The organism is Kitasatospora sp. NPDC056138 (genome assembly GCF_042264695.1).
GTDB lineage: Bacteria > Actinomycetota > Actinomycetes > Streptomycetales > Streptomycetaceae > Kitasatospora.
The window spans coordinates 16,510-31,407 of record NZ_JBHJVK010000064.1 but is presented as its reverse complement, the minus strand read 5'-3'; the positions used below and the strand labels follow the sequence as shown (position 1 = coordinate 31,407).

Below are 14,898 nucleotides of genomic sequence, written 5' to 3'. Positions count from 1 at the left end.
GACCATCAAAGCCACCCCCGGACCTCCTTCAGCATTCGCCGAGGGATGGATGCCCCCTGGGAATCCGTCGGAAACGACCGGTCGGTGAACCCGGCCGGACATTTCCCGGTGCCGCAACTCACGGTACGCAAATGGTGATTACCTGCTCACGCACTGTTGTGAAAGCGTATGGAATTCGCCAACACGAGTGGCTTGAGCCGTGTTTGCGCCGCTGTTTGCGCCCGCTTCACGCCCGCGTGCACCAATTCACCTGCCACTGGCGGCGCCTGTCGCCGGTCCTGTCGCCGGTCCTGTCGCCGCTCCTGCCACGGGGGAGCGGCAGGGGTACCGCCGAAGGCGCGGCAGGAGTACCGCCGGGGTGCCTGGTGGCCTGCTCAGCGGCCCAGTTGGGCCAGCACCTCGCGCGGGCGGTTGGTGATCAGCGCCTCCACGCCGAGCTCCAGGCAGTACTCGACGTCCGCCGGGTCGTCCACCGTCCACACGTGCACCCGGTGCCCGGCCCGCCGGAGCGCCGGTACCAGGCCGGGGTCGGCCCGGATCAGCTCGATGCCGGGGCCGGCGATCCGGGCGCCGCCGGGCAGCGCCCTGGTCCGGCCGAGCAGCGGCAGTCGGCGTTCCAGCAGGTAGACGGTGGGGATCGCCGGTGCGGCACGGCGGATCCGGCGCAGCGAGAGCTCGGAGAAGCTCATGACCCGGACCGCGGACTCGCCGGACATCGCGGGCAGCAGGCCGTAGTGCCCCAGCATGCGCAGCAGTTCCGTCTCGGTCCGGCCGCCGTGCCGGGTCGGGTGCTTGGTCTCGATCGCCAGCTCGATCCGCCGCCCGGCGTCGGCGACCAGTTCCAGCAGCTCGGCCAGGGTGAGGACGGGGCTGGGCTCGGGCGCCTCGGGCGACTTCCAGGAGCCGAAGTCCAGCCGGGAGAGTTCGGCCAGCGTCATCGCGGACACCGTGCCCTGCCCGTTCGAGGTGCGCCGGACCGTACGGTCGTGGACGCAGACCAACTGGCCGTCGGCGGTCAGCCGTACGTCGCACTCCAGGCCGTCGGCCCCCTCCTCGATCGCCCGGCGGTAGGCGGCGAGGGTGTGCTCGGGGAGGGCGGCGGAGGAGCCCCGGTGCGCGATGACCCGGACGGCCTCGCGGTCGAGGGTTCCTGGCGCCGACGCTGAGAGGTTCCGGGTTTCCACGGCGCCAAGCCTACGAGGCCCCGGATGGACCGGAGCCGTCGGCACGGGGAACTCGTGGTGAAGAAAACCTGTGCCGGGAGAAATGTGGCGGAAAACGAATCCGTCCCCGGGTTCGCTCCGGGGACGGATCACTTCGGGAAGGGCGGATCGGGTCAGCCGACGGTCTCGTCGCGGCGGACCAGGGTCAGCAGCCAGGTGGCCAACGCCGGTACCAGGAAACCGAACAGCGAGGCGGAGCTCCACTCCTGCGGCGTGAAGTGCACGGCGGACTGGAGGTCCGTCCACAGACCGGTCCACCAGTCGGCGATCGGCGTCGGTGCCAGGAACTGGTAGGTGGCGAAGCCGAGCAGCCACGGCGCCAGCATCAGCCAGCGGGTCGGGGCGTCCTGGTCGAGGTTCCAGCCGTGGCGTCCCGCGCCGAGGAAGTAGTCCACCGCGAGCACCGCCAGCAGCGGCACGAACACCGAGCCGATCAGGCCGAGGAAGTTGTAGTACGAGGCGGTGAACTCCTGGATCTGCAGCGCCAGCACGGTGACCAGCACCCCGATCCCGCCGGTCAGCACGCGGCGGTCCACCCGGGGGAACAGGTTGTGGACCGACATCGCGGTCGAGTACACGTTGGCGAACGACTGGTCGGTCTCCCGCAGCACCAGCACCAGCAGGAAGACCCAGCCGGCCGCGACCCCGGTGAACGAGGAGAAGATCTTCGAGACGTCGCCGCCGGACTGCAGCAGCGCGATCAGGCCCAGCACGTAGCACCAGACCTGGGCCACCGTGTAGCCGGAGAAGGTGCCCCAGAACGCGCCGCCCTGGGTGCGCGAGTGCCGGGTGTAGTCCGCGGCCAGCGGGACGAAGGAGATCGAGACGGCCACGATCGCGTCGGTCGCGTGCAGGAAGCCGTTCCAGTTGCCCGCGCCCGGGTCGGGGAAGCCCAGACGGCCCAGCTGGACGGTGAAGTACACCATCGCCAGGCCCACCGCCGCGGCGACGTACCTGCGCAGCACCGCGATCGAACCCAGCGGCCAGATGGTCAGCACCGTGGTCACCGCACCCGCCAGCACCACGAACAGCCAGCGCCAGCCGTCCGTGCCGACCACCGCCTGCGCGCCCATGGCGATCACCATGAGCTCGTAGACGCCCCAGCCGATGCACTGGGCGATGTTCAGCACCGTCGGCAGGTAGGAGAGCTTCGTGCCGAACAGGCCGCGCAGCGAGGCCATCGCGGGGGCACCCGTCCGGGCGCCGATCAGCGCGGCCACGCCGAGCATCGCGGTACCGATCACCGTGCCCGCCACGATCGCCGTCACGGCCGCCGTGAAGGACAGCTCGGACCCGGCCGCGCCGAGCACGGTGGCCGCACCGCTGAAGCCCATCAGGCTGACCCCGAGGTTGGCCCAGAGCGCGAACTGGTCGCGGAAGCCGAGCGTGCGCGGCGGTGCGGTGTCGAGCGTCAGCGGTGCTTCGGAGCGCTCGGAGGCTCTCGCGGACGCGTCGGAGGATGGTGCAGAGACAGCCGACATGGCCGATGCTCCCTACGCCGGCATTACCCGGACAGGTTCGAGCGGTCTGCGCCCCCTCGTGCCCGCCGCCATGATGAATGGCGTACGGTCCGATCGGCGCACTCTCAGCCTGGACGGTCCAAGCTCCCGCGTGTCAGTTTGGAGCGGCCAGGGTAACCGCCGGGCGCCGGAACCCCCAAGGCCCGGGGGCGGCTGTCCGGATCACGGACGGACGGTGCACCCTGTCGGTGGCGTATCTGTCGGGGGCATGTCGGGATTGGTTAAGGATTCTCACGAGTTCTTCAGAACGCTCCTTACGGCATCTGAATCCCGGATGCGAAAAACTATGGGCCAAGGTCCTGTCAGCTATGGAGGTCGTCCGTGAGCACCGAGCACGCGAGTGGGTCCACCGGGCCGGAGGAGGCGCGCACCTCCGACGGTCAGGGGGTGGTGGGTCCGGCTCATGACACCGGGACGGCCGACGCGCCGCCGGTCGTCGAGTCCGCGCCGACGCTCTCCTTCACCAAGCTGAGCGCCTCGGAGGACGCCGAGTCTTCCGAGTCCGCCCCTTCTGCGTCCTCCTCCGCGCCGGCCGGGTCCGCTCCCGCCGCGCCGGCCCCCGGCTACCTGGACGCCCCGCCGCCCGCGGCCCCGGCCGCGCCGGGCTACCTGGACGCGCCGCCGCCGGTGGTCCAGGCCGCGCCGCCCGCCGAGAACCCGTACGCGGCGCCGGGCGCCCCGGCCGAGCAGACCACCGCGTTCGCCGCCGAGGGGCAGCCGCACCACCCGTTCGGCGCAGGCCAGCCGCTCGGCGGCTGGGGTGCGCCCCCGGCCGGTCCGGGCGAGCCCGGTGTCCCCGGCTACCCGGACGACTTCGGCGCTCCGAAGCCGCCGACCCGCAAGCGCGGCGGCCTGGTCGCCCTGATCGCGGCGGTCGCCCTGGTGGCGGGTCTCGCGGGCGGTGCGGTCGGCGCCGCGGTCAACGGCAACGTCGGCAGCACGGCCAACTCCGGCGCCAGCCACACCAGCACCACCATCCAGGCCGGGGACAGGACCGTCGACCGGTCGCCCGAGTCGGTCGCCGGGATCGCCGCCAAGGCGCTGCCCAGCGTGGTCACCATCAAGGCCCAGGGCTCGCAGGAGTCCGGCACCGGTACGGGCTTCGTCTTCGACACCGAGGGCCACATCCTCACCAACAACCACGTGGTCGCCCCGGCGGCCAACGGCGGCAAGCTGACCGTCAAGTTCTCGGACGGCTCCGCCTACACCGCCTCGGTGGTCGGCCGGGCCCAGGGCTACGACGTGGCGGTGATCCGGCTCGACGACCCGCCGAAGGACAAGCTGGTCCCGCTCCCGCTCGGCGACTCCGACAAGGTCGCGGTCGGCGACGCCACCATCGCCATCGGCGCGCCGTACGGCCTCGAAGGCACCGTCACCACCGGCATCGTCAGCGCCAAGGACCGTCCGGTGGCCTCCGGCGACGAGACCGGCGCGCAGTCGTCCTACATGAACGCGCTGCAGACCGACGCCTCGATCAACCCGGGCAACTCCGGCGGGCCGCTGCTCAACAGCGCCGGCGCGGTGATCGGCATCAACTCGGCGATCCAGTCCAACACCGGCGGCTCCAACGGCCGGGCGGGCAGCATCGGCCTGGGCTTCGCCATCCCGGTCAACCAGGCCGCCCGGGTGGCCCAGGACCTGATCAAGACCGGTACGCCGGTCTACGCGATCCTCGGGATCCTGCGCAACGACGACTACAAGGGCGACGGCGCCCAGATCCAGACCGGCCCGGTCCAGGGCACCCCGGCCGTCACCCCGGGCGGCCCCGCCGACCAGGCCGGCCTCAAGGCGGGCGACGTCATCACCAAGCTGGGCGACCACCCGATCGACAGCGCCCCGACCCTGGTCAGCGAGATCTGGACGTACAAGCCCGGCGACAAGGTCTCCGTCGAGTACACCCGTGACGGCAAGACCGCCAAGACCACCGTGACCCTCGGCGAGCGCAAGGGCGACACCCCCTGACGCCCTGCCGGTGAACCACCCCACTCCGGAAACGACCCGCTGAGGAAACGGCCCGTCCCGGAAAAGGGTGTGCACCGAATCCCTCCGGACCCGTTAGGCTGACCTCCGCCAGGAGGGTTGCCCGAGCGGCCTAAGGGAACAGTCTTGAAAACTGTCGTGGCGTGACCCGTCACCGTGGGTTCAAATCCCACACCCTCCGCACGTGGGCGTAGTCCCAGATCAGGGCGGGTACCGGCTGATTGCCGGTACCCGCCCTGTCGCTTGTCGTCCCTCGGTGCCCCACCCGTGTGCCGGTCCCGACCGGCGTGTGGGCCGGTTGCGGGCCAGCGTGGGCCACTACTTCGACGGGCTGTCGTCCTGCTCCCGGGACTCCCTCGGTGCCCTCTCGATCTGCTCGCCGGCCTGGTCCCGCTTGCCGTCGAGCACCTTCCGGGCCCGCCCTGTCCGCCCAGGTCGTAGCCATCGCCGCGGCCATGCTCACCGCAGTGCCGTCGGGGCTGCTGGTGGCCGGGGTTCAGCGCGTAGGTGACCAGTGGTCGCTGATGGAGCAGCGGGGGTACGGCGACCGGGTCGTCCAGCGGCGGCCGCAGGGGGCTATCGCCGCAGTACCGATTGCGGCGCCCACGCGAGTCTTCCAGGAGTGGGCACCTTGCGAAGGGTGGATGTTTCACCGGCATGCGATGCGTGTCGCATTTCCACCTGGCTGGACTCCAGGTGTCACACCTCGGACATGTCCGAAATGACAGCTATAGGGGCTGTCGTTACGTTCGTCGCAGGTCGGTCGCCCGGCCGACGTCCGTGTGACAGAAAGAACTGACATGCGCATGCGCACATTAGTCGTGGTCGCTGCCGGAAACGCGGCGGTCCTTGCAGCCACCAGCATCACCTACGCCTCGACCGCCGGATCCACCCCGGCGTCCCCGCCTGTTCAGCGGGCGGCCCAGCCTGTCCAGCCGGCCACCCTTGCCGTGGCTACCTCGGGCGGCGGCAGCGCAAGCGGAGAGAAGGCGCAGGGCCGCGACCGCGAGGGCGGCGGCAGCGCAAGCGGGGAGAGGGACGAGGGCCGCGACCGCGAGGGCGGCGGACGCGCAAGCGGGGAGAGGGACGAGGGCCGCGACCGCGAGGGCGGCGGACGCGGCTACGGCCACAAGGAAGAGGGAAGGATCTACTTCAACGAACGCGAGTACCCCGCCGCCGTCGAGGGCTGCATCTCTGCGGCCAGCGGACTGGGTGCCAGTAGCTTCAGCATTTTCAATGACAGCCGGAAGACCGTCGAGGTCTTCCGCGGCTTTGCCTGCGACAACGGTGCTCCGGTCGCCGTCGTGGGTCCCTACGGCGAAACCGATGGCGTTGTGACCCGTACCGTCCATGGGGGCCTGTTCGGTGGCGATGGCGTCGCGGGCAGCTTCCGGGTGATCGGCGACTGGGACGAGTGGTGACAGCGCCGACCGGAGTACAGGAAAGCTCCCGGCCCTCCGGAATCGGGCCGACGCCCCCGGCTTCGTGGATACACACGGGGCCGCAGCGGGCACCTGCCGATCGGCGGGCTGCGACAGGGTCCCGCTGACGGGTGCTCAGGAGGTTTCTCGTCCCGCCGACCAGGCGGCCGCGCCGACGGCCTGCCGAGCCCTCACAGCACGGCTGCGACCTGCTGCCCGGGGAAGTGATGCAGGCTTTCGTCCACCTCGGACTGTGCCCGGCGAACCATCGTTGACCTGCTGCGGAGCTGCCGCAACACGTCGTGTGTCAGGTCCTGCCCCAGGTGTGTCCCGTGAGCCACGACGATGCGGCTCGGACCAACCGTCGGGCCGGTTCGCGGCAGGCGAGATGACTCCGGACGTCGAACCCTTGAGAACTGTCGTGGCGTGACCCGTCACCGTGGGTCCAAATCCGACACCCTCCGCACGTGGGCGTAGTCCCAACTCAGGGCGGGTACCGGCAAGCAGTCGGTACCCGCCCTTCGCGTTCCCGCGCCACGGTGACCCGCCGCCGTCCCGCCTCCGTCCAGCGCCGGTGGAACATCCGCGGAACGGGGTCGCGGGACGCTCCCGGTCGCACGCCACGTCCGCCGACAGCGTCTCCACCTGTTCGAGTCCGGAGACGAGCTCCCTCGGCGGGCGGTTCCGCTCGGCCACCGCGTCACGCGGGCGCCCCGGTGTGGCCGGTTTCAGGTGACGAAGTCGGCCGGGGGCGGTTGGCGGTCCCGACGGGGCTCAAGCAGAGTTCCGGGCGTGGGCAGGGCCGTGGGCTCCGGTCTGCGGCTTGCCCGCTGTGCCTCGGACGGCGCCGGCGGAAGCTGCGACAGCAGCGTCGATGACGGCCTCTCAGTGCCCTGCGCCCGTTCTGCAGACTCCCCGTGCAACCGAGCCGCAGCACCCCTGGAGAGGAGCCCTGAGCAGCCGATGACTACTCAGATCCCGAGCAGTGCAACCGATTTCGAGTGGACCGAGCTGGACCGCCGGACCGTCGACGTGGCCAGGGCCCTGGCGGCGGACGCGGTCGAAGCCGCCGGACACGGACACCCGGGCACCGCGATGAGCCTGGCCCCGGCGGCGTACCTGCTGTTCCAGCGGCTGCTCAGGCACGACCCGAGCGACCCCGCGTGGGCGGGCCGGGACCGCTTCGTGCTCTCCTGCGGCCACTCCAGCCTCACGCTCTACATCCAGCTGTTCCTGTCCGGCTACGGCCTGACCCTGGACGACCTCAAGGCGCTGCGCACCGCGGGCAGCCTGACCCCCGCCCACCCGGAGTACGGCCACACGCCCGGCGTCGAGACCACCACGGGACCGCTCGGCCAGGGTTTCGCCAACGCGGTCGGCATGGCGATGGCCGCCCGCCGCGAGCGCGGCCTCTTCGACCCCGGGGCGGCGCCGGAGCAGAGCCCGTTCGACCACACCATCTGGGTCTTCGCCTCCGACGGCGACCTGGAGGAGGGCATCAGCCACGAGGCCAGCGCGATCGCCGGCCACCAGAAGCTGGGCAACCTGGTCGTGCTCTACGACGACAACCACATCTCGATCGAGGACGACACGCAGATCGCCGTCTCCGAGGACGTGCTGGCCCGGTACGCCGCGTACGGCTGGCACGTGCAGCGGGTGGACTGGACCGAGACCGGCGAGTACGTCGAGGACGTCGCACAGCTGCACGGCGCGCTCAGCGCGGCGCGGGCCGAGACCGGCCGCCCCTCGATCGTCGCGCTGCGGACGATCATCGGCTGGCCCGCGCCGACCAAGCAGAACACCGGCAAGATCCACGGCTCCGCGCTCGGTGCCGCCGAGGTCGCCGCCACCAAGCAGGCGCTCGGCCTGGACCCGGCGAAGTCCTTCGACGTCCCGGCCGAACTCCTGGACCACGCACGGCAGGTGGTCGAGCGCGGTCGGCGGGCCCGGCAGGAGTGGGAGAAGTCCTTCGGGGACTGGCGGACCGCGGAGCCCGCCCGCGCGGCCGAGTTCGACCGGATCTCGACCAGGACCCTGCCGGCGGACTGGAGTTCGGCGCTGCCGGAGTTCCCGGCCGGTACCGAGGTGGCCACCCGGAAGGCCTCCGGCGAGGTGCTCTCGGCGCTGGCACCCGTACTGCCCGAACTCTGGGGCGGCTCCGCCGACCTGGCGGAGAGCAACCTGACCACGATGAAGGGCGAGCCGTCCTTCGTCCCCGAGGAGCTCCAGACCGCCGCCTTCAAGGGCCACCGCTACGGCCGCACCCTGCACTTCGGCATCCGCGAGCACGGGATGGGCGGCATCCTCAACGGCATCGCGCTGCACGGCGGTACGCGCCCCTACGGCGGCACCTTCCTGGTCTTCAGCGACTACATGCGCCCCTCGGTGCGGCTCGCCGCGATGATGAACCTCCCGGTCACCTACGTCTGGACGCACGACTCGATCGGCCTCGGCGAGGACGGTCCGACCCACCAGCCGGTCGAGCACCTGGCGAGCCTGCGCGCCATCCCCGGGCTGGACGTGGTCCGTCCCGCCGACGCCAACGAGACCGTCGTCGCCTGGAGGACCATCATCGAGAACACCGACCGGCCCGCCGGCCTCTGCCTCTCCCGGCAGAACCTGCCCGTGCTGGAGCGCACCCCCGCCACCGGTCTGGCCGCCGCCGAAGGCGCGGCCAGAGGCGGCTACGTCCTCGCCGAGGCGGCCGGCGGCGCCCCGGAGGTGATCCTGATCGCCACCGGCAGCGAGGTGCCGATCGCGCTGCGGGCCAGGGAGATCCTCCAGGCCGAGGGCACCGCGACCCGGGTGGTCTCGATGCCGTGCGTCGAGTGGTTCGACGAACAGGACGCCGAGTACCGGGAGTCGGTGCTGCCGCGCGGCGTCCGGGCCCGGGTCTCGGTCGAGGCGGGTTCCTCGCTCGGCTGGTACGCACTGGTCGGCGAGGCCGGCGAGTCGGTCGGCCTGGACCGCTTCGGCCTGTCAGCGCCGTACCAGACCCTGTACGAGCAGTTCGGGTTCACCCCCGAGCGGGTCGCCGCCCACGCGCGCAGCAGCCTGGCGAAGGCGCGCAGCCGGGACTGACCGCCCGGCGGAGACCCGCAGCGACGGCCGAGGGCCCGATCACCCCATCAGGGGTGGTCGGGCCCTCGGCCGTTTCGGCGTTCCCCGGCTCCGGCGTTCCCCGGCTTCGGCCCTGACCCGGCGCAGTGCCCCGTCCCGGCGCAGCGCCGGGACCTGACGCAGTGCCGGGGCCACTCCCTCCCCTGAGGCCGTTCTGGCGAAGTCCTCCGACTGCTTCCCGGATGCCGGGACAGCTGACCGAAATTCCGGACGACTATTCCGATAAATGGCCAGATGATGATTTCCCGTGGCTTTTTTCGGAAGGCTGGGAAGACTATTCACAATGCGTTCATGAGCGAAATTGACAGAGTGCTCGATACTTGACGAAGATGCCGGACGGCCGTTGACCCCGGTGTTTCGCCTGCACAGACTCGTGGAAAAGGTCGGCCCTTCTCTCGGAATCCAGTACGAATGCGGGCGGCCTGGCCGGCGCGGTGCACTCGGCGCTGTGGGCGAATTTGGCGGTCTCCGATTTCCGGGCAAGTGAACAATTCATGACCACGGAGGTAATGAGTGAGTAGCGACGCAATTGCGACGCGACCGGCTGCCGCCGGTCCGACGCTGTCGGAAAGCGGGATCGACTACTGGAAGTCGTTCCCCGCCAAGCAGCAGCCGGAGTGGGAGGACCCGGACCTCCTGGCCGAGGTCACCTCAGTGCTCGCGGACCGCCCGGGACTGGTGAACTCCGCCGAGGTCGCCGAGCTCCGCGCCCTGCTGGCCGAGGTCGCGGCCGGCCGGGTCCAGGTGATCCAGACCGGTGACTGCGCCGAGGACCCCGCCGAGTGCGAACCCGGCTACGTCACCCGCAAGGTTGGCCTGCTGGACGCACTGGCCGGCGCCATGTCCATGAACTCGCTGCGCCCGGTGATCCGGGTCGGCCGGATGGCGGGACAGTTCGGCAAGCCCCGCTCCAACCCGACCGAGGTGGTGGACGGCGTCGAACTGCCGGTCTACCGCGGCCACATGGTCAACAGCCCGGAGCCCGACCCCGAGCTGCGCCGTCCGGACCCGAACCGCCTGCTGGCCGGCTACGAGGCCGCCGGCACGGTCATGGAGACCCTGCGCGCCCGGTCCGCCGCCCGGCTCCCCGCAGTCGGCGCGCCGGTCTGGACCAGCCACGAGGCGCTGCTCCTCGACTACGAGGTGCCGCTGATCCGGTACGACGACTTCGGCCGCACGTACCTCTCCTCGACCCACTGGCCGTGGATCGGGGACCGGACCCGCCAGCTGGACGGGGCGCACGTCGCCCTGCTGGCCTCGGTGGCCAACCCGGTCGCCTGCAAGGTGGGCCCGAGCATGTCCGTCGAGGACGTGCTCACCCTATGCGAGAAGCTCGACCCGGGCCGCGAGCCCGGCCGGCTCACCCTGATCGCCCGGATGGGCGCCGACAAGGTGGCCGACCGGCTGCCGGAGATGGTGGTGGCGGTCCGGGCGGCCGGTCACCCGGTCATCTGGCTCACGGACCCGATGCACGGCAACACCGTGAGCGGTCCCGACGGTCTGAAGACCCGGCTGGTGGAGACCGTGATCAAGGAGGTCACGGAGTTCCAGAAGGCCGTCACCGAAGCCGGTGGCGTGGCCGGCGGAATTCACCTGGAGACCACGCCGGACGATGTCACGGAATGCGCGCACAACGCGGACTGCGTGGCGGGTGTCGGCGAGAAGTACACCAGTTTCTGCGACCCCCGGCTGAACCCGGAGCAGGCCCTAGAGGTCGTCGGTGCTTGGCGGGTCTAGTAATTGCACGAACAGGCTGAGCGGTGACCGCAGCCGCCTCAGGAATATCCGACCGGCAATGGTCGATCATCTTCGATCGGTGGGGTCGTTATGAGTGTCCATGGGATGGAAAACAAGGTCGCGCTGGTCACCGGTGCGGCCGGAGGTATCGGTGAGGCCGTGGTTCGGGCCCTGGTCGGGCGCGGAGTCACGGTGGCCCTGGTCGACCGGAACGGCGACCGGCTGGAGGAGCTCGCCAAGGAGCTGCGGAACGACGGCGGACGGGCCGAGGCGTTCCCCGTCGACGTGACCAGCAGCGCCGCCGTCGAGAGCGTGGTGGCCGAGGTCGAGCAGCATCTCGGCGGCATCGACTACCTGGTCAACGGCGCGGGCGTGCTTCGGCTCGGGCAGGCCAGAGACCTCACCGACGACGACTGGACCACCACCTTCGCGGTCAACACCACCGGGGTCTTCTTCACCTCCCGTGCGGTGGTCAACCGGATGCTGGCCCAGGGACGGCGCGGCGCCATCGTCACGGTGGCGTCGAACGCGGCCGGTACGGCGCGCATGGACATGTCGGCGTACTCGGCCTCCAAGGCCGCGGCGACCATGTTCACCAAGACCCTCGGGCTGGAGGTTTCCAAGTTCGGCATCCGTGCCAACGTGGTGGCCCCCGGCTCGACCGACACCCCGATGCTGAGCTCCCTCTGGGAGGACAGCAGTGCGGCCAGGGCCTCCATCGACGGTGTGGCCTCGGCCTACCGGGTGGGCATCCCGCTCGGGCGGATCGCTCAGCCGGAGCACATCGCGGACGCGGTGCTGTTCCTGCTCTCCGACATGGCCGCGCACATCACCATGCACGAACTCACCGTCGACGGCGGCGCGGCCCTCGGTCACTGAGACCCCGGTCACTGAGGCCTCACCGAGTACCGAGGCCGCTGAGGCCGCCGAGCACCAAGGCCGCTGCGCTGCAGGGCCGTTGAGCACCACGGCCGCGGAGCGGCTCGACCACCGAGCGCACCCCGGCCGCCGAGCGCGGCGGCCGGTGGCCTCCCCGCCACCGGCCGCCGTCGCCCGGCGACACCTTCCAGCTGAGAGGACATCTCCATGGGAATCCCCGCCATCACGGCTTACCCGATGCCAGGGCAGGGCGACCTGCCGGAGAACATCGCCCGGTGGACGGTGGACCCGAAGCGCGCGGTCCTGCTGATCCACGACATGCAGAAGTACTTCCTCAAGCCCTTCCCGGCCGGCGAGTCCCCGGTGACCGACCTGGTCCGCAACGCCACCCTGCTGCGCGAGCGGTGCGCCGAACTCGGCATCCCGGTGGCGTACACCGCCCAGCCGGGCGGGATGACGCCGGAGCAGCGCGGCCTGCTGAACGACTTCTGGGGACCGGGCATGACCATCGACCCGGAGCACAAGCAGGTGGTCGAGCCGATCCGGCCCGCCGAGGGCGATCTGGTGCTGACCAAGTGGCGGTACAGCGCGTTCCACAAGACCGAACTCCAGCAGTTCATGCGGGAGCAGGGGCGCGACCAGCTGATCGTCTGCGGCGTGTACGCGCATGTCGGCGTGCTGATGAGCACCTGTGACGCCTTCACGCTCGACATCCAGCCCTTCCTGGTCGGCGACGCCATCGCCGACTTCTCGCTGGAGTACCACCACCGGGCCCTGACCTATGCGGCGGAGCGCTGCGCGATGGTGGTCACCGCGAAGACCGTGCTCGACCAACTCGCCTGATCCAGCGCAGGTCTGACGCTTCATCAGTCACTGCCGCCGCCGACTCGCACCTACCGTACGCCGGCGTGCGCCGACCGCACGCCGACCGCACGCCGACCTGGAGGGGAACACCATGACGTACACGGGGGCCGGGAGCCCGGAGAGCCTTGCGCTGCTGGAACGGGTGCTCGCCGAGCAGCCGCCGGCCTTCGCGCTGCTGCACCGTCCGGAGACGGGTGCCGCGGACGAGATCGAGGTGCTGATCGGTGCGGTGTCCGAGGTCGCGACGCTGGCGGAGATCCCGCTGCCCACCGCCCCGGCCGGGGCGCCGGCCACCGGGCGGGTGGAGCACGAGGTGCTGGCGCTGGTCCCGTACCGGCAGATCGCCGAGCGCGGCTTCGCGGCCGCCGACGACGGCTCTCCGCTGATCACCCTGACCGTTGCCGAGCAGGGCGCCCTTCCGGTCGCCCAGGCCGTCGACCGGCTGCCGGACCTGCCGATCGAGCTGGTGGACGGCCGTTTCGACGTGGACGACGAGGCGTACGCCGAGATCGTCAAGGAGATCCTGGCGAAGGAGATCGGGCAGGGCGAGGGCGCCAACTTCGTCATCCGGCGGGCCTTCGTGGCCGACATCTCCGGGTACTCGACCGCCGCCGCACTCACCTTCTTCCGCCGCCTGCTGGAGCGCGAGCGCGGCGCGTACTGGACCTTCGTCATCCACACCGGTGACCGGACCTTCGTCGGAGCCACCCCCGAGCGGCACGTCAGCCTCTCCGGCGGGGTCGCGGTGATGAACCCGATCAGCGGCACCTACCGCTACCCCGAGACCGGGCCGACGCTCGCAGGCGTGCTCTCCTTCCTGGCCGACCCCAAGGAGGCCAACGAGCTCTACATGGTGGTCGACGAAGAGCTCAAGATGATGGCCCGGATCAGCGAGTCCGGTGGCCGGGTGACCGGCCCGCACCTGATGGAGATGGCCCGCCTCGCGCACACCGAGTACTTCATCGAGGGGCACACCACCCGCGACGTGCGCGACATCCTGCGCGAGACGATGTTCGCGCCCACCGTCACCGGCAGCCCGCTGGAGAGCGCGGCCAAGGTGATCAGCCGGTACGAGCCGGCCGGCCGCGGCTACTACAGCGGCGTGGTGGCCCTGATCGGACGGGACGCCGAGGGCGGCCGCACCCTGGACTCCTCGATCCTGATCCGGACGGCCGACATCGACGCCTCCGGGCGGCTGCAGATCGGCGTCGGCGCCACCCTGGTCCGCGACTCCAAGCCGGAGTCCGAGGTGGCCGAGACGACGGCGAAGGCCGCCGGGCTGCTCGCCGCCTTCGGCGCGAAGGGTGCCCCCGGGACCGGCGCCGGCGGTACGGTGACGGGCGCCGGGCTGGCCCGGCACCCCGACGTCCTGGAGGCGTTGGCACAGCGCAACGTCGCGCTGGCGCCGTTCTGGCTGGAGTCGGCTGACACCCGCACCCGCCCGGTCCCGGCGCTGGCCGGCCGCCGGGTGCTGGTGGTGGACGCCGAGGACACCTTCACCGCGATGTGGGACCACCAGCTGCGCTCGCTCGGACTCGCCGTCACGGTACGGCGGTTCGACGAGGAGTACAGCTTCGACGGGTACGACCTGGTGATCCTGGGCCCGGGACCGGGGGACCCGCAGGAGACGGACCACCCGAAGATCGCCCACCTGCGTGGGGCGACCGGCCGGCTGCTGGGCGGCGAGCTGCCGTTCCTGTCGGTCTGCCTGAGCCACCAGGTGCTGTGCCGGGCCCTGGGCTTCGACCTGGTGCGCCGGGAACTGCCCAACCAGGGCGTGGCGAAGAAGATCGACCTCTTCGGCCGGACCGAACTGGTCGGCTTCTACAACACCTTCGCCGGGCGCAGCGACGCCGACCGGGTCGCCGTCTCCGTCCCCGGCCTCGAAGCGGAGGTGGAGGTGAGCCGTGACCCGGAGACCGGCCAGATCCACGCCCTGCGCGGTCCGGGTTTCCGCTCGGTGCAGTTCCACCCGGAGTCGGTGCTCAGCCAGGACGGCCTGGCCATCATCACCGACGCGCTGACCTCCCTGCTGGCGTGAGCCCGTAGGGCGCGGGGAACCGCGCCGCCGGTCCGGTGACTTCGCCGGTGCGCCGGCCGTGCGGTTCCCCGCGCCTCGGGCAGCTTCCCGGCCGGCCGGGCCCCGTGCACCCC

The 14,898-nt window shown here is 71.1% G+C and carries 9 protein-coding genes, 1 tRNA gene and 1 riboswitch; of the genes, 8 read left to right on the top strand and 2 right to left on the bottom strand.

Translation table 11 applies throughout. The features are described from left to right. Positions 1–374 precede the first annotated feature (374 nt). Together ACFC1R_RS30155 and ACFC1R_RS30150 are read right to left on the bottom strand one after the other, a co-directional pair. Positions 375–1,184 carry a glycerophosphodiester phosphodiesterase gene (locus tag ACFC1R_RS30155; protein WP_375943950.1) on the bottom strand — a complete coding sequence of 270 codons (810 nt, stop codon included), beginning with the start codon at positions 1,182–1,184 and terminating at the stop codon, positions 375–377. A 152-nt stretch (positions 1,185–1,336) separates the two neighbouring features. Further along, entirely contained in the window at positions 1,337–2,704 is a 1,368-nt protein-coding gene (locus tag ACFC1R_RS30150; protein WP_375943948.1) for a purine-cytosine permease family protein, read from the bottom strand. Continuing rightward, positions 2,697–2,844: riboswitch (TPP riboswitch) on the bottom strand. (Overlaps the previous gene by 8 nt.) A 220-nt stretch (positions 2,845–3,064) precedes the next feature. On the opposite strand from ACFC1R_RS30150, the gene ACFC1R_RS30145 reads away from it, so the two are divergent. The 8 genes from ACFC1R_RS30145 (at position 3,065) to ACFC1R_RS30110 (ending at position 14,785) form a co-directional block, all read left to right on the top strand. Then, positions 3,065–4,705: a S1C family serine protease gene (locus ACFC1R_RS30145; protein WP_375943946.1), complete on the top strand. Its 1,641-nt coding sequence runs from the start codon at positions 3,065–3,067 to the stop codon at positions 4,703–4,705. 111 nt (positions 4,706–4,816) lie between these two features. Continuing rightward, positions 4,817–4,904: transfer RNA gene (locus tag ACFC1R_RS30140), tRNA-Ser, on the top strand. A 619-nt stretch (positions 4,905–5,523) separates the two neighbouring features. Further along, entirely contained in the window at positions 5,524–6,144 is a 621-nt protein-coding gene (locus ACFC1R_RS30135; protein ID WP_375943944.1) for a hypothetical protein, read from the top strand. 963 nt (positions 6,145–7,107) lie between these two features. Continuing rightward, complete coding sequence (gene tkt / locus ACFC1R_RS30130; protein ID WP_375943942.1) at positions 7,108–9,225, top strand: transketolase; 2,118 nt, start codon at positions 7,108–7,110, stop codon at positions 9,223–9,225. A 552-nt stretch (positions 9,226–9,777) separates the two neighbouring features. Beyond that, positions 9,778–11,001: a 3-deoxy-7-phosphoheptulonate synthase gene (locus ACFC1R_RS30125; RefSeq protein ID WP_375943940.1), complete on the top strand. Its 1,224-nt coding sequence runs from the start codon at positions 9,778–9,780 to the stop codon at positions 10,999–11,001. A 105-nt stretch (positions 11,002–11,106) separates the two neighbouring features. Then, entirely contained in the window at positions 11,107–11,880 is a 774-nt protein-coding gene (locus ACFC1R_RS30120; RefSeq protein ID WP_375943938.1) for a 2,3-dihydro-2,3-dihydroxybenzoate dehydrogenase, read from the top strand. Between the two features lie 207 nt (positions 11,881–12,087). Further along, complete coding sequence (locus tag ACFC1R_RS30115) at positions 12,088–12,723, top strand: isochorismatase family protein (RefSeq protein ID WP_375943936.1); 636 nt, start codon at positions 12,088–12,090, stop codon at positions 12,721–12,723. Between the two features lie 112 nt (positions 12,724–12,835). Further along, entirely contained in the window at positions 12,836–14,785 is a 1,950-nt protein-coding gene (locus ACFC1R_RS30110) for an anthranilate synthase family protein (protein ID WP_375943934.1), read from the top strand. The last annotated feature ends 113 nt before the right edge of the window (positions 14,786–14,898 follow it).